The sequence below is a fragment of the Paenibacillus sp. sgz302190 genome (assembly GCF_059820445.1).
Genome location: NZ_JBZYAO010000013.1, coordinates 45,812 through 67,441, shown reverse-complemented (window position 1 = coordinate 67,441; position 21,630 = coordinate 45,812). Strand labels below are relative to the sequence as shown.

Below are 21,630 nucleotides of genomic sequence, written 5' to 3'. Positions count from 1 at the left end.
ATGAGCATCGTTTCTTTATACATTCGACTTACACCTCCGCTGGAGTCCTTCAAACCCATGCTTATGTACTTATTGTTTTTCTTATCCGTAAAATTTTTATTTGGCCTTCGTATCTTGCCAACATTGCTCGTAACAATAGTAGGATATGTTGGATATGGATTTTTGCAAATCGCTCTCGTAAACCTTTTTGTTGCTGTAGAGATAGTATCAATAGAAGATGTTACTAGAATTGGGTTTTCCAGTTTATTAGTACAATTTATCTCTATTGTCATTACTGCAGCAATTGTTATGAAAATTTCGCGGGAGAGATGGGGCTTTACATTTGTTAGTCAGCAGAAAATCGTTTTTAAAGATACGGTGCTGTATCGCATGATCATCATCAGTTTGCTTCTTTCAGCCACCCTTTTTTCTACAATGCTAAAAATAAATAATCTAATAATCGCGATGTTGGCACTTGCCGCTGATTTCTACTTCTTGCTTCTTTTTTTAATGAAGAAGGAGATTGAGGATTGATTTAGGAAAAGAAAACGATATTGAAGTGAGCAGGAAGCTTGATATAATAAAAATGCCTAATATGCCGGGAGGATCAAGTATAAGAAATGCTGCGGGAAGTAATGGGTTAAAATAAATATGTCGTAGTACAAAGGAGGCGATATTGCGTGCATTATGCATCATTAAATGAATATTTGCCGGAAATTGCCGACAAAGAAACCAGGTCGATTTGGCTAGATGCAGGCTCCACAAATAATGTTCCATCAGGACACTACGGGTTGGTGGAATATTATTGCAAGGATCCGAAATGTGATTGCAGAAGAGTGATGCTCCATGTCCTATCAGCGGAGAACAGAAGCTTAGTTGCAATCATTAATTTTGGATGTTGTTCGTAATGATGTTTTGAGAGACCATAACTATGTGAACAGACTCAAAAGACATTATAAGCTGTTTAAACGCCAGACCAAGATTCAAGATAATAACTCCGACAGTGTGAATGAAGTAAAGGCTTCAGTGAAGATCGGTCGCAATGACCCTTGTACTTGCGGAAGCGGTCAGAAATATAAGAAATGCTGCGGAAGGTAAAGTGAATCTGAATTAAGCCGAATATTAATCTCTACCTCCCCCATCACGCGGCGGAGGTTTTTTATGTATGTGAATACGCGTTTACAGAATTTTTTATTATAGCGTATAAATGTGGGTTATTTGGGAGTTAAGGCTATTTAGGCCAATGATCTAATGAGTTTGTTCTATAAATGTGAGTTTTATCATACACGAAGCAGCTCATTAGCGACATCCGTAACGCGTTTCCAACGGTGAATTCCCCTTCTCATCTGGGGAAATTGCCCATTTTCCATGTATTCGACAAACACCAAGTTCATGGCTTCGTGATTTCAATGGAATGTTTGCACATTTCGCAAAATTTTTATGTGAAATTTGTCACAATCCCTTTGGAACAGTCATTTAAATCGAAATATGTAGACAACGCAAAGTCATAAGAACTAGTTCGAAGGACACTTCCACTTTTATCCATTTTATTTTATAATTTACAATAAGACGACTTGTACAGAGGCGGACACCTTACTGGAAAGGTGGAGGCTATGAGCATGGATATATTTCAATCTCTTTCAATCATGTTTGCATTTGGGTTGTTTATACTCACATTGCTAAGCTACATTGACAAGAGGAAATGATCTGAATTGGCAGGAAGTTTTGGTTTGAAACCATACTAATTAAATCCGCCAATTACAAGCCGCCGTACAGGTCAGGTCATCTTCTGTGATCTGACTCTTTTTTGTTTTGTAAACGACAACGGAAATTTGATTATAACTAATTTTTTCCTGTCATCTTGTCTTAAATTGGAGTAATCTTTAAATGGTGGCTACACGATTTTGGGGCTTAATTGAATGTTTCAGGGAGTGATGAGTTTGAATGTACCATTTGATATAGATAATCCTATGGGTCCTCCATGGCTAATGTATCCTTACATAGGAAGATACAGTATAGGCTGGAGAATGGGATATGGAGAGCATTATATTATGCAATTTGGAAAATGGTTTTCTACACTTAATATTGAGGAACAGAATAAGTTTCATCACATGTTTCCTCCTCCAAAAGGTTGGCTTGGTTGGTATGAAGAAGAATTTCTTGATGAAGACATTTACGATGATGACGGGAATCTGCTTTGGAATATAGATGGAAAACCAACTTATTCCCTTGATTGGATAAACGAGAATTTACGGAAAGGTGAAAAATTTGAGTATTTGTTTTTCTGGGGGCACCAACCGAGTAGAGACGGTGCTATTACAAAAGCTTGTTTGAGCCAATGGTGGAAAGCGGAATTTGCTATTGACATAAATAGTTATTGCTGTATGGAGCAATATATGATGGCTGAGAAAGCAAGGCTTTTTGATGATGAAGAGATAGAAGCAAAAATTTTGAAGAACGAGAATCCGAAAGAAATAAAGGAACTGGGAAGGAAAGTAAGAAACTTTAATGAAGCCATATGGTCAAGTAAACGATACAACATTGTTTTAAACGGTAATTTTGCCAAGTTTCTTCAAAACGAAAAGCTTATGCAATTTCTACTGGAGACAGAAAACAAAATATTAGTGGAAGCCAGCCCATATGATAGAATTTGGGGAATTGGCATGTCAGCCGAGGATAAGGGAGTTAACAATCCTTTTGAATGGAAGGGTCAGAACTTGTTGGGATTCGCTTTGATGGAAGTGCGGGATGAACTCAGGCGCATATGTCAAAATTATAACATGGTAAAATGGCAAGAAATGCACCGGGAGTTTGGCTAATATTGTGTGGCGGAGGAAAACATGCTGGGGAGCGGCCTTGAATCTCGGTGAAGAAGGACGGGAACAGATTAAGGGAAACGACTTGAATTATTATGTAGATAAATTGAATAAAGTCAGAAATCGAACATTTGAATTATTCAAAAGCGTTGATGATGACTGGTTATATAAAGAAGAAAAGTTCTGGTATGAAAAACAAGCTAATCATTATTTTATGTGGTTTCACGTTTTTGAAGATGAAATCAATCACAGAGGTCAAATCAGAATGATAAAGAAGAGACTGAAGACATAACAAACTTCACGTGACGATCTGCGGCAGATAATTATATGGGACATGTGAATAGAGATTTAATGCAATAATATCATTTCATGCCACCACGCTTTTCATGATCACCCATGCCTTCCTTCCACCTCTCAAATAAAGCCACTCTTTCTTTTTAGCTGATTACTGATAATGATCTGCCTCTCACTCCAGCAATATTCCAAACAGATTCATCCGCTTGTTTTTGAACCTCTAACAAACCCTTCACAATCCATTCATGCCCATCTTCCATAGTGTCTCTCCCCTTCCCTTCTTCAAGTGTGTGTATGCTAATTTTGTTAGGAGGGGCTGGAAAGTTATTTCGTGAACTGTAGCTTTGGCAGGAGTTTAATGGATAATTTGATGTCGTGAATATATACTGAGGATGAGGGCATTAGCGATTATTAATCTGAACGAATGATTGTATCAATTCTTGTAATGGAAATGAGGGAACTACATGTCGACTTTATCTAAAGCAATTATTATTGCTACTCAGGCTCATGAAGGCCAAGTGGACAAGGGTGGAAATTCATACATACTGCACCCATTGCGTTTGATGCTGCTAGCCCCGGACAATGACTCCAAAATAGTATCCGTTTTGCATGATGCAATCGAAGATTCGGATGTAACGTTGGAACAACTTAAAGAAGAAGGATTTTCTAATGTTATTTTAGAAGCGCTTGATTGTCTGACCCGCAGAAGTAATGAGACTTATGAAGAATTCCTTCAACGAATAAAACCAAATCCTTTGGCGCGGTATGTGAAACTTTTAGATTTAGAAGATAACAGAGACGTTAGGAGAATTAAAAACCTTTCGGAAAAAGATTTTGAGCGATTAAAAAGATACAGTAATGCAGTAGATTATCTACTTTCTGCAACATAATCGATAATGAGGGGAATTGAATCTCATGCATTTTGGCAGATTAGAAGGCGTACGGATTAGTCTTATTCCTATGGAGTTAGCACATATTCAAGAATTGTACGAGTGCGCGTGTCATCCGGAAATATGGGCTCATTATCCTGCTGAAATAAAAACAATAGATGAGATGGAATCTTTTGTTACAACAGCAATTAAGGGACGAGACAAAAAAGATCAATATCCGTTCGTCGTTTATGATAAAGAATTGAAAGAAGTCATCGGCTCTACGCGTTATCTGCGAATTTCGGATGAGAATAATAACTTGAGCATTGGATTCACTTGGTATACCCCCAAAGTATGGAAGACAAGGGTCAACACAGAGACCAAATATCTGCTATTAAACTATGCATTTGAATGCTTAAAAGTAGTGCGGGTAGAAATCATAACAACACCTGATAATATCAGGTCGCAACGTGCAATTGAACGTATTGGGGCAACCAAAGAAGGACTATTCAGAAAAAAATATAACAATACCGACTACATCATTTATAGCATTATCGACTCGGAATGGCCTGACGTAAAGAAGCGGCTTGAAGGTTATCTCGATGACCATGAGGTGATTTTTTATGAAGGTGTACATTAGAAAAAGTTTTGATAACGAGATTGCAAGTCATAATTTTTATGCAGCTTTTGATGGATTTAAACAGATGGGATTTGAAATTCAATATTTTAAAAATATACATGAGCTATCTGATGATAAAAAAGAAAACATTATTAGTAGAAGTTAATGACGGGTACTCCTTAGGGCATTACGGATTATTTTCTTTGGATTATGCGAAGCTGTTATCGGCAAGATGGGCGGAGTTAACCAATACGACAGATGAGTGTAATTTTTAGCAAGAAAGGAGCAGTTAGATGAATCTTAATATGAAAGAAGCTATTGAGGTTCTGGAGCGAACGCCGCAAACGTTGGAGTATTTTTTATCGGGTTTGTCCGATGGATGGCTGCAATGCAATGAAGGCGACGGGACCTGGAACGTCTCTGAAGTGATTGAGCACCTCATTGAGGGAGAGGAATTAAATTGGATGCCAAGGCTGGAATTTATTTTGCAGGAAGGCGACAGCAAGCCCTTTCCCCCATTCGATCGTTATTCTCACTTAAATGAAAGCTCTGAAAGGTCGTTTGAACAGAAGCTGCTTGAATTCAAAACGATTAGAGCCTCGAACATAGCCAAGCTTAAGGATCTTATCGATCCTGAGCTGCATTTTGAATTGACGGGTTACCACCCTGCGTTCGGTGTAGTGAAGTTAAGAGAGCTGCTCTCTACGTGGGTCGTTCATGATCTAACGCACATGGCTCAGATCGTACGGGTCATGGCTGAAAGGTACAGGACGGACGTTGGGCCTTGGATAGAATATTTAGGCATTTTGAAAAAGAAATGATGACATTCAGGAAAAAGATCAGATCCCGCATGCGGGGTTTGATCTTTTTTCATTGACGATCTCAGGGAATTTTCGACAAATTCCCCAATGTTTCTCTCGTTCCGATGCGAGATTTCATGATGTTGTGGTATAATTTTACTATTGTAACAATTGCAATGAACCCATAGGCCACAAGACCGACCAGCTATAGCCAGTACCCCAACCGATGGGGAACTATTTGGGAGATTGAATGGATGAACTTGCAAAAAGGACAAAAAGTCGATGTTACAAAACAATGGGGATTTAACGATATTTCTGTGCGGCTTAGTTGGAATTCAAGAAATCCGAACATGGAAGTCGATGCTTCCGCCTTCTTGTTGTCCAGCTCCGGAAAGTGTGAGCGGGATGAGAATTTTATATTTTACGGAAACCCTTTAAGTGCGGACTTGGCGGTTTCTTATACCAAGCACGATCACGCAGAGCAAGGCAGTTTTAATATTAACTGGACAATTCTAAAATCCCCCATCCATAGGATCGCTATCACCCTGACTATCCATGAAGGCGATCAATTAGGGTATTATTTTGATCAAATATCGCAAATCCGCCTGGAAATTAGGGATGCAGCAAATCCCCAGTCTCATTACACCTTTGAGTTTGGGTCCGAGCTGACTCGGGAAACTGCTGTAGTTGTCGGGGAATTTTACCTCCATAACGGAGAGTGGAAATTCAACGCGATTGGCAGCGGCTTTTTTGGCGGGTTAGCCGATCTTTGTACAAATTACGGGTTAGAGGTCGAGTCTTCTGCTCCGTCGGCCCCGCCGGCCTCTCCTGCCCCGCCGCCCCCTGCCGCTCCGCCTAAACCGGAACCCACAATAAATTTAAGTAAAATCGATCTGCTTAAAGAGAAGGTTAACATATCTCTTGGCAAAAAAAATATTGCCGGACAAAAAGCCCGCGTCGCGGTCGTGTTTGACGATTCCGGTTCCATGCAACATTTGTATGAGAGCGGGGTTGTCCAACGGGCATTTGAAAAAATATTAGCCATCGCTGCGAGTATGGATGATGACGGACAGCTGGATGTTTGGTTTTTTGCCGATACATACAAGCGGGCAGGCAGCGTAACGGCAGCCGATTATCAAAATTACATTATCCGCACCCATAGATCGGGCAGTCTCGGATTTGGAAATAATGAACCTGATGTTATGAAAGATGTCATAAAAAAATATACTGTAGAATCACGCAACAAAAAGCTGCCCGCATATATTATTTTTTTCAGCGACGGAGGCATAGATGAGACAAGAAGAATTTCCAGCATATTAATTGAAAGCTCGAAGTTCAACATATTTTGGCAGTTCGTCGGCTTAGGATACGGATATTACGGAGTCTTGGAAGAGCTGGACAACTTGCCTGGAAGAGTGGTTGATAACGCCAGTTTTTTTGCTCTGGATGACTTCGATTCCATTAGCGATGACGAATTATATGACAGGTTGCTCCAGGAATTCCCAAGTTGGCTTGAGGCGGCTCGGAAAAAGCGAATTTTAAAGAAATAGTACCCTAAGGAGGAACTATCCATGAAAGAAAATGATGGTTGCCCTAGATGCGGGGGGAAGTCCGTCGGTTTGGGCGAGCTAAAAGGAGATGCAAGGCTTTATCCCGTAAATAAGTTTTTCACTATCGGATCCAGGTTAATCGCAACGGTTTGCTTGGCATGCGGCGAAGTTATTTCTTGGAAAGTCGAAGAGCCTGAGAAATTTGGAGGTTGACGGCATCCCCGTACAAGGGGAGCAAAGTCAAGGCTCCTCCAGGCAGCGGATCAGCGCCGTCCAGTCCAATTCGCCGTAGCCGCGGGCTATGCCTTCGCCAAAATGCGCCTGCAGCAGACGGCCCAAAGGCAGCGGAGCATCGACGGCAGCGGCGGCCTTGACGGCCAACTCGACGTCCTTCAAGCCCAGCTTCATCTTGAAGCCGGCTGGCTCGAAGCGGCGTTCCGTCATGATGGCGCCGTAATTTTGATACACCGGTGATTGGAAGAGCGCATTCACGACGTTCATAAATGCGGCAGGCTCTACGCCGTGCTTTTGCACCATTACATGCGCTTCCGACAAAGCTTCCAGCATGGACGCGATAAGGAAGTTCACGCCGATTTTGACGGCGTTCCCGCTTTCGCTTTGATCGCCGATCACGAATATTTCCTGCCCCAACGTTTCCAATATCGGAATCGCACGCTGCCGCGCTTCTTCAGGGCCGGCCACAATGATCCGCAGTTTGGCCACCTTGGCCGCATCCGGGCGTCCGAGCACTGTCGCGGATACAAAATATTGCGACCTCTCTTCATGCGCCGCCGTCAACTTCCTCGCCATATCCACGCTGATCGTGCTTGCGGACAGATGAACGCCTTTTTCCGGCAGTCCGTGCATAATTCCGTCCGGCCCCATCACGACCTGCTCCAAAGCGGCATCATCGGCAAGCATCGTGATGACTATATCGCTCTCTTTTGCCGCTTCCCGCGGTGTTTCGGCATACTGGGCCCCCTGCGCAATGAAGGGCTCCACTTTGGCATAAGTACGATTGTATACGATTAATTCGTGGCCTGCGTTCAGCAAGTTTTGTGCCATAGGAAAGCCCATATTGCCAAATCCGATACATGCTATTTTCATGTTTGCATCATCTCCATTCTTTTTGTACGCCCAATAACGGAACGACCATTCCTGAATAACCAAAAAAATTATAGCTTACTGATAACCATATCGATCATTTGTTTAATGGCTTGCTCATCGGCATCCACCCTGGCCATCACATTAATGCTGTGATTGAGATGAAGCAGTAAGCACGCTAGCGCCCGAATGTCGGTGTCTTCGCCGACTTCCCCGGATTGCTGTCCCCTTTGCAGAAGCTCGTAAAAAGATTGCTCCAAATTTACAAAGCTTTCTTTGACCAGCTTGTTTATCCGCTCATCCGGCGAGTCCATCGTAATTGCCGTATTCGTGACGAAGCATCCGCCCGGACGGCCCGGATCGAATGCCATTGCGATGTGCCGCGCAAAAAATTGCCTGATTCCCTCCTTCACGCCGGATGCGTGTTCAAGAATTTCCCGCTTGTCGAAGCTGATTTTTTTGTAATGTTCGAGCGCGGCAATGTACAGAGCGTGTTTGTCGGAAAAAGTGTCGTAAAGACTGGAACGGCTCAGCCCCATAGCTTGCAGCAGGTCGGGGATGCTTGCCGCCTCGTATCCTTTCTTCCAAAACAGCAGCATGGCTTGGTGAAGCGCTTGGTCTTTGTCAAATTCTTTTGTCCTGGCGATGGATTTCACCTCCTCTGCCATTAAGCTTACCATATACGGAACGATCAGTCCAGATATGCGAAAGGAAGCCTCCGTTTCTTGTATCCGGTCAGGCCTCCGCCTGTTTGAGGTCTTTCAAATGTTGTATAATATGGAAGATTGAAAACGCCTCTTAAAGGAGAAACGACATGTCCGCTGAAAAAGGAACGAAAGAAAATCCGTGGAAGCTGCAAACTCCACCCCAAACATCCGAATATGAAATGTACAAAGCCGAAAAGGACGGCAGCGAAATTTTAGTTTGCACAGTCGGCAAAACAGTGCTGCACTATGACTACCGCTGCATTGCCGATCTGCACGCGATGCTTAAAAACCACGGTGACTGGATGGAACTTGGCAGCGCGGACGAGCAAAAGCCCGCCAAAGAAGGCACCGTCGAAGCATGGGGCCGTTCGGCCGACAATCCGATCGGCGGCTGGTACGGCTTGAAAAAAGGGTTTCGCGGCCGCTTTGGCATGTATGTGCCTCCTTTGCTCGAAGAGCTGGGACTGGCTGAGGTCGAGCACAACCCGAGGAACAACCGCATGCGAGCTCTATGATTTGGGCCTGAACATGCAGTAAACGGTTATGTCTCCGATTTTTTTGCTGTCGACCTCCCGGTATCCGAAGCGCTCGTACAGCTTGACGTTTTCCGGATTTTCCGTATCAAGGCCGTTACCTGTGGAAGACGGGTCGTTGTCTGCGAGCTCGTGGATGTGATTTAAAAGCATTTTGCCGATCCCTTTGCCCTGATACCAGGGGTCGACTCCAATGCATACCAGGTAATGATGAGGCTCCTTCGGCCGGACGGATTCGGTGAACTGCATGTAGGATTGGATGAAAGCGAACGATCGCTTCGGAATTTGATAAGAAAGTTGTATGGACCGCCACATGAACGACGGCTTCAGCAGAAATCCCGCACCCTTTGTCCGGTTCGGCTGTTCGACGCTGGCCGCGCCAATCGGCACGCCTTCTTCCGCAATGCCGAGAAGCGTTTCTTTCAATAAAAAACTTTTATCAAATATATAGTCAAAAAAGTGCCGCATATACATGGCATGCTGTTCGCCCGGAAACAGGTATTGGAACATGGGATCATGGCTAAAAGCTTGCGACCATATGTCCAATGCCTGGGGCTTATGCTTTTTTTCCAAACGCATGACTTCTCGGGTGACGGATCGGTTCCGAATGTCCATCGTCTATACTTCCCTCCCGGCATAATGATCGACTGCAAAGCTGTAAATGACCTTGAACATAAACAAAAGCAATATGACGAGCACGAATTTCGGAACGGATGCAAAAAACAACAGCAGTCCGCAGAACCCGGAGGCCGCAAAAACGGAAGCGATCGTTCGCTGGGCCGGATGCTTGATGAGCGCATTTACTATAAAAGATGAGGCAATCGTGTATCCCCAAGCAATCAGGCAGACGGCAAAATGATTCCACAACACGCAAGCCAAAATAATCGGCTGCACGTGAATCAGAATAAATACGATCCGCGCTCGCGGGCTGGCTTTGTAATGATTATTCGTAGAGAGTGTAAAATTGGCAATGACTCCGCCGGTAATATCGAGCGCCAGAAGTACGATGACGATCATTTTCCAAGCTTCGAGCCCCTCCCACTCCGCATGTGTGAATACAAGCAGCAGTGCGCTCATGCCCACCCCAAAAAATAGAGTTAAAACAAGCTCCAATACTGTGGACCTTTTCCCGAATACTTCATGAAAAAATTTTGGAATTTCAACGTTTTTCATTTTGATTGCCTCCGATTTTTCAATTTATAAAACTAACCGTACATGCGGTCAGTTTTATATCCATAGATACCCATCCTGGATGGGTATTTTACCACATAAGAATGGCTCACGGCTCTGATAAAAACTTTCCGATCAACTGTACCTGAATCCGCCATGCCTCTTCATACCGGGCGTCGTTTCCGTTCAGCAAGCAGTGCAAGCCCATGCCGTCCGTCAGCGTTAATAGCAGCGTCGCCACCGGCTTGAGCGCTTCTTCCGTAAAGGGCTTGGGGGACAAACGGACAAGCTGTTTGCAAATGAGGTCCGTAATTTGGTCCGTGCATGAAGCCAGCGCTTTTTGATATTCGGGATGAAACATCCCCTCGTGGTAAAACGAGAAAAAAGCTTTGAAAATGTTGCGATACTGCTCCGGCACATGGGCGGCGGATTGCCCCAACGTATCCAAAAATCTGTCCAAGTCCAGGTATTCCGCAGACATCGGTGCAAGGAGATCGTCGAAGATAATATGCAGCACGCTCATTAGTATTTCATCTATAGACTTGAAATGGTGGAAAATGTTGCTTTTGCTCACACCTGTGGCGGTTGCCAGCTTGGCGGCGGATACTTCTTTAATGCCGCTCTCGGCAATGATGGTTATGGCCGCGTGCAAAATGCGCGTTCGCGTCTGCTCGCCTTTTTCCATGCGCTTATCGACTGTTTTTGCTGTCATTTGTATCCTCCTTTCACCGCCATTATATAACTGACCGCACGGACAGTCAATAATTTTTTAGTGAACAAACGCTTCTGACAACAAAAAGTGGGGCCGTCTTTCAGCATCATACCTGCCTTCAGACGGCCCCGCTTAACGCTATCTGTCTGTTATTTGGAATTTCTGTTGTCGATCAGCTTGGCCTTCATCAGCATCCGCTGCACGATCGATAGGATTCTACGTTTTCTGCCTATCCTGTATAAGCGCCTTAAAAACGCCCAGAAGGACACAAACAAACAAAATGATGCCCACGATGATCCACCAAGGATTTAGACTATTGATCACCAAAAATCCCCCTTAGCTATTTCAACATAGTCCCTATATGATGAATTAGGTCAGAAGTTCCATAATAAGAACAAAATGGGCCGAGAATATAATCCTCAACCCATTTTGCCGGCAGTCTCTAAACATTTCCGAGCAGCCTTGTTTTACTTGTTCGGAGTGGATAAATGCTCTTCGTTGCCACCCAGAATATAGTCGTGATCCCGGGAAGCTTCCTCGACATGTCCAAACGCCCAGTGATTTTGAGGAACGTCAGACCAAGTCGGATTCGTAACCCCTACTAATGGACCACGGCCTGTCAATCGATTCATTATGGTGACGACTTCGGCACGTGTCGTTTTTGCTTTTGATCGGAATCCGCCATCCTCGTAGCCTTTCATAATGCCCGCTTGTGCTGCAGCATTAATGGCTTGACGAGCCCAGCTATCCGCCGTATCCGGGAATGCATTCGCTTCGCTTCCCTTCAAATGCTTCAGACGCGCTGCAACACTCGCCATTTCTTCTCTTGTAATTTGGTTTTTAGGCAAAAATGAGCCATCGGGATAGCCATCCATGAAGCCTGCTTTCGTCACCGCTGCGATGGCTTGAGCACTCCAATCCGCAGCTGTTACGTCCGAGTAATGAATGTCGTTTAATGCTGCCGTACCCGCCAAATGATAGAGGCGATATAGAATCATCGCAAGTTCTTCACGGCTCACATTGCGCTCCGGACCAAATGTTCCATCCGGGTATCCTTCGATATACTTCTCATGATGACCGGATTCTTTTGCTGTAGTCATCTCAAGGGCTTTGGATGGTTGCGATTCGGAACCATTGACCACGGAAGTGACTGTAAACTTATGATTCGATCCGGCAAGCAGCCCGGTCAGTTCATATGTTGTACCTTTGACGCCGGAAGCAATCAACTTCCCATTGTCATAGATGTTATATGAAGTTGCACCGGTTACTGCGTTCCAACTCAATGTTGCGCCGGTGGAAGTGGCACCGCCGGCCGCTAATCCGCCAGGCACGTTACTTGCAGTTCCATCTCCGCCGCCACTTTGCGCGCTGCTTGACGTACCGCCGCTTGATCCTCCGCCGGAAGTCGATGTTTGACTCATCGTGAAGTTTAATTTGACGATGTCTTTTCCGACGTGAATGATGCCGTCCTTAATATAGCTGTCGGACCCGGCATCCGCCGGTTGATTCACCTTGGCTGATACCGTGCTGTAATCGTCGAACCCTGGTTTTTTCGCTACAATGTAATAATCTCCTTCCGGGAATACCATCCATGCATATTCACCGGCTGCATTCGTTACTTGCGGGTTTTTGTTTTGATTCGGTTCAAAGTTCGGCAGCGTCGGAAGGTCTACCCATGTATGAGGGGTACGACCTTTATCTTTGTTGAGCTGCGTATCCGCCCAATACAGGTTCATGCTGACACCGCTCACCGGCTTACCGGCCGCATCCGTTACAACGCCATAGGGGTCGATCAAAGAGTATACGACTCCCGTCTGCCCGGCATTGTCTGTCAACGTAACCGATACCGAAGGACCGACTAACGTTTTGTCCCCAGCCTCAATCAGAAACGTAACTTTATACTGGCCTTGCGGAACATTAGTTACGGAGAAATTTCCGCTGTTATCCAGCGTGACCGTTGCAATGTCTGTTTTATCATCCCCGGCTGGTCGTACCACCGCACTTACTTTCCCTGCGCCAAACATCTTTTCTAACGTTTGGTCTTGCGGATCGGTACCGTTCGAATTCCCATGGTTGACTCCTAGCTGTCCGCTAATGCGATTTTCGGGTTTGAACGTTTGACCTGTCCCGTTCAATTCGCCGACTTTAGCGTTTTGCGTAGTCGTTACGGCTACCGTTTTGTCTTTCACCTTGAGCGAGGTCTGAATCGTCACCTTGTACTCTACGTTTCCATCAGTAACCGGGATACGATATTTACCGTCCGGTCCCGTTTTCACCGTAACGACAAATCCGTTTATGCCCTCGACGGTAACTGTTGCGTCTGTGACCGGTTTGCCTTCGTGATCCGTTACCACCCCTGCAATTTCTGCCGGTGTGTAACTCAGATCTATCTTTTCAGACTGCGTAATGTTGGACACAGGGTCTTTGGCCGTTGCCGTGATTGTTTCAGTCATTGGCTTGGTGCTATGCGACGCCGGTGCGGTAAAGGTGAGAATGGCCACACCTTGTTCGTCTGTGGCAGCCGTTTGATCGGTCGACGTCCCGTTACCAAAATGGAAGACGACAGGAACGCCCTTCACAGCCTCTCCCGTAATGGCTGACTTCACGGTTGCGCGCAAGGTTACTTGCGATTTGCCATCCGCGACTACAGAGCTAGGCGTCGCTGCAAGAGTCATATCATATGGCGCATCAACGACTGTAATCGTTTTGGAAACGGTCTTCCCGCCATACTTCACAGTGATCGTTGCGGTGCCTTTGCCTTTGATCTGAATGCGTCCGGTTTGATCTACAGTAACCACCGACGGATCGGAGGACTCGTAGGTTGCTTTTCCGGTAACATCCTCAGGCTTCGCCGGCGGAACATATACCGCAGTTACGATGCAATCGTACGTTTTACCTTTGATAGGATAGTCCGGGATGTCCAGTACCAAGTGGTCCAAATCGCCCGCAACGGTTACATGAGCCTGGAGCGTCGTCTTGTTTCCGGACGCATCCGTATATACCGCTTGAATGACCGTCGTTTGTCCGCCGCCTACGGCTGTGACAAGCCCAGTAGCGCTGTCTACTGTTGCTGCTGTCGGGTTACTCGATGTAAATGTGAACATGGAGGTAACATCGTGTACCGTGCTGTCCGAGTCAACAACGCTCACGACGGTTTGATGCTTCTCGCCGACGTTAAGCTGGTATTCGGTTGAATCCAGGTAAGGCACGCCTAACGAGAGCAGTGTTGCAGACACTTCACCGGAACGCTCCGATTGAACATTATCTTCAGACACCGCTGCGACGCTGAATTTGTGTTCCGATCCTGGCGGCGTGAGACCTGTAAGTACCGCATTAGGCGTTGTAACTGGGGACGTTGGTTTGCCATCCACATACACGATGTACTTCGCCGCACCTTTTACCGGACTCCAACTGATCGTCACGCTATTTGTTGTTACGTTGCTCGTTTTTACATCCGTTGGTGTATCCAGAAGGACTGCGGCTCCCGTTGTAAAGCTCCACACGGTTTTATCGTTTATGCCTGCGTAGGGTGTTCCCATTGCTCCATCCGTAAACGCGCCCTCATCAATCTGCACGTAATACTGTGTGTTATATGCCAAATATCCTGCACTGTCAGGCACCATCATGTTCGGATTGATCGTTACTTTCTTGCCGGACACATTGACTTTTGTAATATCATTCGCAGTAAGTGTATAAGCAACACTATCATCGCTTGATTTATGGATATAAATCTTTTTGCCGACTGCCGCTTTCACATCTCTGCTAAAAGTAATCGTCAAATCGCTGTCGATCGGCACATTCGCCGCATGGTTGACTGGCGAATACGCTGTTACTGCGGGCGAAGTTGCTGCCGTCACCGTTCCGCCGGCACTATTGGAATTCTCGCTGCTGCCTTCTGCATTGACCGCTTTCACCACGAAGTAGTAGGTGTTTCCATTGGTCAAATCTTTCACATCAAAGCTCAATTCTGGCGTTGACGCTATTTTCACATATCCCCCTGGTTCTTGTTGATAAATCTCGTAGGAGGTTGCGCCTGCTACCCTATTCCACTCCAGACTGATTTGTCCGTACCCCGGAACCGGAGTTGCTACTAGCTCTGGCGGAAGAAGGAATATTGCGCTCGCTTCATTGGAATTCTCGCTGCTTCCGTCTTCATTGACCGCCTTCACCACGAAATAATATTTCGTTCCGTTGTCCAAGCCGGTTACTTCCACGATCGTCGTCGTTCCATCTGGCGTTGTCGCTACTGCCTCATTGCCATATTTCCCTGGTTCTGTCCCTTGATAAATCTTATAGGAAGTCGCGCCTACTACCCCTTTCCAGTACAGCGTCGCTTTCTTGTCTCCGGCCGTTGCCGTAAGCTCCGCAGGGGCGCTTGGAGCGCTTGCTCCCTCTTGCGGCGTTGCCGCTGCAACTTTTGAAACCCCTGGATCTACACCATTACTAATAGCCATCGCCATATAATGATACGTCTTGCCATTAATCAAACCCGTATCCGTAACAGCTGTCAATGAAGTATTTGACGCCACTGTTCCCTGTGCCGATTGACTTGGATCCAGCTCGTTTCCTTGCTTGTCTACAGATTTCTGTCCTGTCTCATTAACCCGATAAACCCAATATGACGTTGCACCGTCTACAGCATTCCAGCTTAGTTGCACCTGCTTGTCGCCTGCCGCTGCAGAAAGTACAGGCGCTTGAAGCGGAGCGCCTACCACTCGAACAGTAACCAATGTCGACTTATAATAAGTGGCCGGATAGCTAACCAATACAGTAGCATTCCCAGGTTTCACGCCTGTGATCAACCCGTTTTGATCGACCTTAATGATGCTGTCGTCAAACGTATCGCCATCCGCTGAAGGTGTGTATGTCGGCTTTTTATTGCCTAAGTTGCCAAGGACCGGGTCATCCGCTTGTACATACGAATTCTCAGATAACTGCAGCCCTTTCCAATTGATTTGCGCCGTTTCCCCAACAGATATCTGGTAAAAAGTTTTATCGACTGCAGCATTTACCGGGATCGGCAATTTCAACGTATTCGATGCAGCCGACTCAATATCACTATTCGACATCCGCACCTCATAAGCCGTGACATAGACATCTTGCGTGGGATTCTTTGTCGCCGGATTTAAGGTATAGTATATCGTGCATTTAAAGTCGTTCGGGCAGTTAGATTGGGATAAAGCACCCTTATAAACTTGTACTCCATTGACATATACCATATATCCGCGACTTGACCCTGTAGCACTTACTATGTCATCGAATTGGATCCCCGTTACTCCTATACCAACGTTTGCAAATCGCAAGTTTTTCGGCGGAACTAATGTTGTACTTACTATTGCATCCGCTTTAGCCGTGAAACCGTTGTAAGTCGCAGTAAGCTGCGTCGTTCCTGGCCACGTTCCTTTCACGCTGGTACCAAATACCATAGCATTTATTTGTCCGCTACTCCTATCATCTGAAAAAGTACTGGAAGCCGTTACATCTTCACCCGTTGAACCGTCCGAAAGTACGGTCACAACTTGAAGCGGCTTGTATTCCCCCAAGTCCACCGAATAGCTTGACTGGGTAAACTTGATTCCCGTTACTGCAGGGGCAGCTTTTACAATCATTTCCTGGTTCAAGTTGAGCAAAGAAAATAGCAGCATCAATGACACGATCACTCGAATGGTCGCAATACACTTTTTCATCAAATTTCCTTTCTCCTCCTTCTGATGCATTATTTGATAAACGGTTAACTTACTTGTTCGAATGCCTCAGTCCCAATACGCCCTCCCGCCTCCCTGTTCGGAGATATAGCTTCCGGTAACTATCTGCTTTAGGACAAATCTCACTCGTTAAAAAAATGTCGAATTAGAGTTTCCATAACTTGCCAGATAGTGCGTTGTTCCTAGGCATTGTATCAAAGACTTCTCACAAGATTCTCACAAGAAATAAAGACTGGAGCTAAAAGGGGGACAAACTGCCGGCTGGCATCGCCATATTCCGCAGATTCGGTATATGTCTGTCATCCAGGCTCACCGCAACCCGCACTCCTATCTTTGTCCTTCATAGCTCTGCACCCTCCCATGCAGACTAAAGACCTACAATCAGTCTCGCGAGTTACGCCTCAGTTCGACATTATAACTTATCGTTTTTGAACCGAGTTTGAACAAAAGCAAAAAGGCCCTCGCCGTCCTGCAGACGGGAGAGCCGCTCGCGCTTCCATACTAAAACACAGCCAAGGGATTCAGAGCCAAAGCCCTTGTATCGATATCCGGCGGAACGCCCAATTCGCCGGCAAACAAGTCCTTCATCTTCTTTTCATACGCCGCAGCCGCCTCCTTGTTGCCCATCAGCAAGTGCAGCGCGATAATTTTGGCGTGAATCCGCTCCGTGAACGGCTGAAGATTCGCCCATTTTTGCAAATACGGCAAGGCTAGCTCGAACCGATGCCGCCGCGCCTCGCAGTCGGCAATGCGCTCCAGCAGCTCGACATACCTCAATTCGAGCTCGCTCCGCTTCTCCTCCGCCCAATCGTATCCGTTCTCCGTCAAATAACCGGCCTGGTACAGCTCCAGCGCCCTTTGCGCATCGGCAATATCATTACTTTCTTTGAACCGCCGGTACAAGCTCTCAAATTCGTCGCAATCCCAAACGTCCGGGGTCCACAATAACCGATAGCGCCCCCCTCCGGCGCGAGTCTGCTCAATCACCTCGAACAGCCCGAATGCTTCCAACTCTTTGCGAAGCTGATACGCCGTCGTATACAGGATGGACTGAGCCCGCTCGGCGTCCCGGTCCCCCCACAGAGCATCCATGATGTTCTCCATGGAAACCGGCTGCCCCCGGTAGTGAAGAAGAAACGCAAACAGTTCCTCGGTCTTTGCCCTGCGGAATTTCAACTTCCGACCCTGCCCGGTTTCCACGCAAAAGCGCCCGAAGCTTCGGACCAGCATGCCCTTCGGCTTCGCTCCCTGCAGCTCTGTTCCCCGCTTCTTGGCGAACCGATCCAGCGTTTTGCGCAGCCGGTCCGCCGTCATCGGCTTCATCACGTAGTCAAGCGCTTCCGTCTCGAAGGCGTCGACCGCATAATAGTCGTAGGCCGTCACAAAAACGATCGCGACATCCGGTCTGCGCTCCTGAATCAATTCGGCCAGTTCCAGGCCATGCATGCCGGGCATCTTCATATCGACGAAAACCATGTCCGCTTCAGCCGTAAGCAGACATTCCAACAGCTCCTCAGGGTCGTGAAAAAGACCGCAGATATTCACGTCGTCGAACGTCCGCAGCACGCTTTCGGCCATTTTCAAAGCCGGAAGCTCGTCATCGACCGCCATTACTTTGATCATGTATGTTTTCCCCCTTCGGAATGCGAATTGTTGCCGCCGTACCGCCGGCCGCCTTGCTTGCGATGTCAAAGCCGCGGCCGTACATCCGAAGCAGACGCTTGCGGATGTTTGTCAAGGCTACGCCGCTGCTCGCCGCCTCGCTGTCCGCCTGTCGCTTCGCGGAAAGAGAATCCTTGAGCCCTATACCGTCGTCCTCCACCGTTATGACCACATCGCGTTCGCTAGCGCGAACGGAGATGGCCACCGTACCGCCCTGCTTGCGGCCGGCCAGGCCGTGCTGCACCGCATTTTCTACCAGCGGTTGAATGACAAGCGGCGGCAGCAGGCAATCCGCATCGCCGTCAATATCGTACACGACGCGCAGCCGCTCCCCGTAACGGGCCTTCTCGATGGACAGGTAAGCTTCCACAAGCTCCAGTTCCTTGCGCAGCGGCACCAGCCGGTCCAGATTTCTGAAATCAAAGCTGCCGCGCAAATATTGGCTGAGCCTGGCCAGCAAATCCCGCGCGGCCTGCGGATCGTCCAGCGAGAATGCGGAGATCGTATTCAGCGCATTGTACAGAAAATGAGGCTTGATCTGCGCCTGCAGGAAAGCCATCTCGGCGCTGATCGATTCGCTGGCCGACATTTTCATCTTCAGCAGCGTCCGGATGCGCGCCTTCATTTCGCCGGCCTCGACAGGCTTGCCGAGAAAGTCGTTCACTCCCGCGTCGAACGCCGCCATCATTTCCTCCGGCCGGTTTCTGGCCGTGAGCAGCAGCACCGGGAGCTCAGACAGCGAGTATCCCTTGCGGATGCTCCGGCACACCTCATACCCGGACATGCCGGGCATCATCAGATCGACAACCGCCAGATCGATGCGCCAGTTCAGCTCAAGCTGGCGCAGCGCTTCCATCCCGCTGGATACGGCAATAACCGTATACTTCTCTACAGACAAGAGGTTGAGCAGCACCTGCCGGTTCGCGGCGTCATCGTCGACAACGAGAACAGTAAACGTTCCGCCGCCTTCCAGCCGGACTGTGTCCGCCGGGAATGATTGCAGGGAAGCGGCTTCCCGCAGCGCGTTCACCCTTTCTTTCCCCGTCTCGGCGGATTCCCAGGCCGCCCCGCCGGCAAGCGGCACCGTAAACGTCAGTACCGCGCCTTGCCCGGGTTCGGACTCCGCCCAAATCTTGCCGCCGTGCAATTCCACGAGCCGCTTGGCGATGCTGAGCCCAAGTCCTGTTCCTCCGTACTCTTTCGCAATCGCCCTCCCGGCCTGTTCGAACGATTCGAATATGGCCCCCAGCTTATCGCGCGGAATCCCGATGCCGGTATCGGAGACGGATATCGCCAGCCAGCCGTTCTCCTCCCGCGCCGAGACGGCAATCTCGCCAGCCGCCGTAAATTTCAGCGCATTGCCGATCAGATTGTTCAAAATTTGCGTCAGCCTGTCTTCATCGGCATAAACCAAGTGCCGGTCGCTCAAAAGATCAATAAACCGAACCGGCTTGACTCCGGCCAAATGGCGGAACATCTCCAGGATCACGCGCACGACCGGGCGCAAAGCAACGGCTTGGCGGTTCAAAACAAGCTCTCCGTTCTTCAATTTGGAAAAATCGAGCAAATCCCCGACCAGATTGGTCATCCTTTTGCCGGTATCCACAATCATCGCCAAGTTCTGCTCCTGCTGCGGCGTCATTCGGCCTGCCGCTCCCTCAATCAGCGATTGGGCAATGTTGATGATCCCGTGAAGCGGCGTTTTCATCTCATGGGACGTATTGGCCAGAAATTCGTCCTTCAAACGGTCCATGGAGCTCAGCCGTTCCGAAAGCTTTTGAACCGCAGCAAACGCATTTATAAACCTTTTGGATAATAACATCACTTGAGCCACAACAAAGCACATCCATGCGGTCATTTGAACGGAAAAAGCCGCCGACATTCCCAAAAACTCCATTAAAGATACCGCTACCATGACCAGCAGCGACAATGCACCGATCAGCATATAAACCGAGCCTTCCATCCTCCGCACGGCGCCGGCGAACATCACGTATATGACATAGAGAATTGCCGCAAACGCCACTGCGAAGCTCACGATGCTTGACGGAGTAAAGACCGATGCCGGGGTTAACAGAACGAGGAGCATCAGCGCCGCGATCACCGCCCCGAACCCTTTCATCACGGCTTTCTTGAACAGATTGGGAAAAGAATGCATCGCATACAGCAGCAAAAACAATACCCCCGCCAAGCCGGAAAAGTCTTGTATTTTTGTAAACAGCTCGTAAGGAATTCCCGGCAAGAACAGCGTCGTGATTTTCTCGCCGTGCGTCGCTGTAAACACGCACATCAACACACAGCCCAGGCCAAAATAGAGCCAGGAACGGTCGCCTCTCCGCATCCAGAACAGCGCTATGAAATAGGCGCCCATTAGCAGAAAAGAGGACGCCGCGAACAAGTCCTTCGCCACTGCAAACTCCCGGGCATACAGGATATCCGCCTGATAGCCCAGAACAATAGAATGGGTGATTCCTCCCTGGAAGTATCGAAAGTTGGCGACCTGCACAATGATATCGGCGCTGCTGCCGTCAATCGAAAAAAAACCGACATAAGGCGCATTGACGGAAACCGTCTCTTGCAGATTCGTGCCCGGGACGCCCCGTGCGCCGACCTCCCGGCCGTTCACGAACAATACATGGGCAGTTTTTATATTCGTCTGCCTGATTCCAAAGCTCCGTCCGGCTTCGGCCGGCAGTTTAACATGCATCCGGAATGTCGCGTACCCATAGGGGGACGGCTTCCGCCCTTGGAGCACAGTGTAGTTCTCCCATTTGCCCGGAACGTGAACGTAGCCTGTCAGCTCCGGCGCCCTGCCGTCCGGTTTAAAATCATCCGGCGTCAGGAGGCGGTCCCGGTAATACTCCCATTCGCCATCCAGGGGCACGATCCCGCTGACGGCAAAGTTCCACCCGGTTAAATCCATGATTCCGTTCTCCGCTTTGGGGACGCTTCCGGCAGCCGGCCGGTTGTTCAAAAACCAGTTCAACGCAACAAGAATGAGTGCAGCACAAAAAATAATGAAGGCGACAGCCGTTTTTCTACGCATTGTTTTCCCCTTATATGAAAGGCAGTTTGATCGAATAGTATTTCGACAGTGTCGGGCAAAATCCTAC

At 47.7% G+C, this 21,630-nt stretch carries 20 protein-coding genes; 12 read left to right on the top strand and 8 right to left on the bottom strand.

The genetic code is table 11. The features are described 5' to 3' along the window. Positions 1–57: 57 nt before the first annotated feature. The 11 genes from AC6RNO_RS16260 to AC6RNO_RS16210 all read left to right on the top strand — a co-directional run bounded on the left by AC6RNO_RS16260 (position 58) and on the right by AC6RNO_RS16210 (position 7,140). Complete coding sequence (locus tag AC6RNO_RS16260; RefSeq protein WP_497106050.1) at positions 58–513, top strand: hypothetical protein; 456 nt, start codon at positions 58–60, stop codon at positions 511–513. 399 nt (positions 514–912) lie between these two features. Then, positions 913–1,077, top strand: coding sequence for an SEC-C metal-binding domain-containing protein (locus AC6RNO_RS16255; protein ID WP_488434425.1), 165 nt, complete (start codon positions 913–915; stop codon positions 1,075–1,077). A 515-nt stretch (positions 1,078–1,592) separates the two neighbouring features. Next, entirely contained in the window at positions 1,593–1,685 is a 93-nt protein-coding gene (locus AC6RNO_RS16250; RefSeq protein ID WP_474684101.1) for a putative holin-like toxin, read from the top strand. 234 nt (positions 1,686–1,919) lie between these two features. Then, the gene (ybiA, locus tag AC6RNO_RS16245) at positions 1,920–2,798 is read left to right on the top strand and encodes a riboflavin biosynthesis intermediates N-glycosidase (RefSeq protein ID WP_497106049.1); all 879 of its coding nucleotides are present in this window, start codon (positions 1,920–1,922) and stop codon (positions 2,796–2,798) included. Further along, positions 2,791–3,087, top strand: coding sequence for a hypothetical protein (locus AC6RNO_RS16240; RefSeq protein WP_497106048.1), 297 nt, complete (start codon positions 2,791–2,793; stop codon positions 3,085–3,087). The genes ybiA and AC6RNO_RS16240 overlap by 8 nt, the downstream gene beginning before the upstream one ends. A gap of 466 nt (positions 3,088–3,553) precedes the next feature. Then, positions 3,554–3,979, top strand: coding sequence for a GTP pyrophosphokinase (locus AC6RNO_RS16235; protein ID WP_474684099.1), 426 nt, complete (start codon positions 3,554–3,556; stop codon positions 3,977–3,979). Between the two features lie 25 nt (positions 3,980–4,004). Further along, entirely contained in the window at positions 4,005–4,598 is a 594-nt protein-coding gene (locus AC6RNO_RS16230; RefSeq protein ID WP_497106047.1) for a GNAT family N-acetyltransferase, read from the top strand. Further along, complete coding sequence (locus tag AC6RNO_RS16225; protein WP_497106046.1) at positions 4,582–4,743, top strand: hypothetical protein; 162 nt, start codon at positions 4,582–4,584, stop codon at positions 4,741–4,743. Before AC6RNO_RS16230 ends, AC6RNO_RS16225 begins: the two co-directional genes overlap by 17 nt. Before the next feature lie 127 nt (positions 4,744–4,870). Then, positions 4,871–5,398 carry a DinB family protein gene (locus tag AC6RNO_RS16220; protein ID WP_497106045.1) on the top strand — a complete coding sequence of 176 codons (528 nt, stop codon included), beginning with the start codon at positions 4,871–4,873 and terminating at the stop codon, positions 5,396–5,398. A 233-nt stretch (positions 5,399–5,631) separates the two neighbouring features. Further along, positions 5,632–6,927 carry a VWA domain-containing protein gene (locus tag AC6RNO_RS16215; protein WP_497106044.1) on the top strand — a complete coding sequence of 432 codons (1,296 nt, stop codon included), beginning with the start codon at positions 5,632–5,634 and terminating at the stop codon, positions 6,925–6,927. Positions 6,928–6,948: 21 nt separating this feature from the next. After that, the gene (locus AC6RNO_RS16210; RefSeq protein ID WP_497106043.1) at positions 6,949–7,140 is read left to right on the top strand and encodes a transcription initiation factor TFIIIB; all 192 of its coding nucleotides are present in this window, start codon (positions 6,949–6,951) and stop codon (positions 7,138–7,140) included. A 27-nt stretch (positions 7,141–7,167) separates the two neighbouring features. Here the strand turns inward: AC6RNO_RS16210 and AC6RNO_RS16205 are convergent, their stop codons facing one another. Together AC6RNO_RS16205 and AC6RNO_RS16200 are read right to left on the bottom strand one after the other, a co-directional pair. After that, positions 7,168–8,091 (bottom strand): NAD(P)-binding domain-containing protein, encoded by a 924-nt coding sequence (locus tag AC6RNO_RS16205; RefSeq protein WP_497106124.1) that lies wholly within the window; start codon positions 8,089–8,091, stop codon positions 7,168–7,170. 11 nt (positions 8,092–8,102) lie between these two features. After that, positions 8,103–8,699, bottom strand: coding sequence for a TetR family transcriptional regulator C-terminal domain-containing protein (locus AC6RNO_RS16200; RefSeq protein ID WP_497106042.1), 597 nt, complete (start codon positions 8,697–8,699; stop codon positions 8,103–8,105). Positions 8,700–8,845: 146 nt separating this feature from the next. Here AC6RNO_RS16200 and AC6RNO_RS16195 point away from each other — a divergent pair, with 146 nt between their 5' ends. Further along, positions 8,846–9,253, top strand: coding sequence for a DUF6855 family protein (locus tag AC6RNO_RS16195; protein ID WP_474684092.1), 408 nt, complete (start codon positions 8,846–8,848; stop codon positions 9,251–9,253). Here AC6RNO_RS16195 and AC6RNO_RS16190 read toward each other — a convergent pair. From AC6RNO_RS16190 to AC6RNO_RS16165, 6 genes are all read right to left on the bottom strand, one after another. Then, on the bottom strand, positions 9,248–9,886 hold the full coding sequence (locus tag AC6RNO_RS16190) for a GNAT family N-acetyltransferase (protein WP_497106041.1): 639 nt from the start codon (positions 9,884–9,886) through the stop codon (positions 9,248–9,250). The two genes, AC6RNO_RS16195 and AC6RNO_RS16190, sit on opposite strands and share 6 nt — an antisense overlap. Before the next feature lie 3 nt (positions 9,887–9,889). Then, positions 9,890–10,444: a hypothetical protein gene (locus AC6RNO_RS16185; protein ID WP_488434398.1), complete on the bottom strand. Its 555-nt coding sequence runs from the start codon at positions 10,442–10,444 to the stop codon at positions 9,890–9,892. Between the two features lie 106 nt (positions 10,445–10,550). After that, positions 10,551–11,153 carry a TetR/AcrR family transcriptional regulator gene (locus AC6RNO_RS16180; RefSeq protein WP_474684089.1) on the bottom strand — a complete coding sequence of 201 codons (603 nt, stop codon included), beginning with the start codon at positions 11,151–11,153 and terminating at the stop codon, positions 10,551–10,553. Positions 11,154–11,620: 467 nt separating this feature from the next. Further along, positions 11,621–16,222, bottom strand: coding sequence for an S-layer homology domain-containing protein (locus AC6RNO_RS16175; protein ID WP_497106040.1), 4,602 nt, complete (start codon positions 16,220–16,222; stop codon positions 11,621–11,623). A gap of 1,137 nt (positions 16,223–17,359) precedes the next feature. Beyond that, positions 17,360–18,481: a response regulator gene (locus tag AC6RNO_RS16170; RefSeq protein ID WP_474684087.1), complete on the bottom strand. Its 1,122-nt coding sequence runs from the start codon at positions 18,479–18,481 to the stop codon at positions 17,360–17,362. After that, positions 18,456–21,563, bottom strand: coding sequence for an ATP-binding protein (locus AC6RNO_RS16165; protein ID WP_497106039.1), 3,108 nt, complete (start codon positions 21,561–21,563; stop codon positions 18,456–18,458). Before AC6RNO_RS16165 ends, AC6RNO_RS16170 begins: the two co-directional genes overlap by 26 nt. Positions 21,564–21,630: the final 67 nt, after the last annotated feature.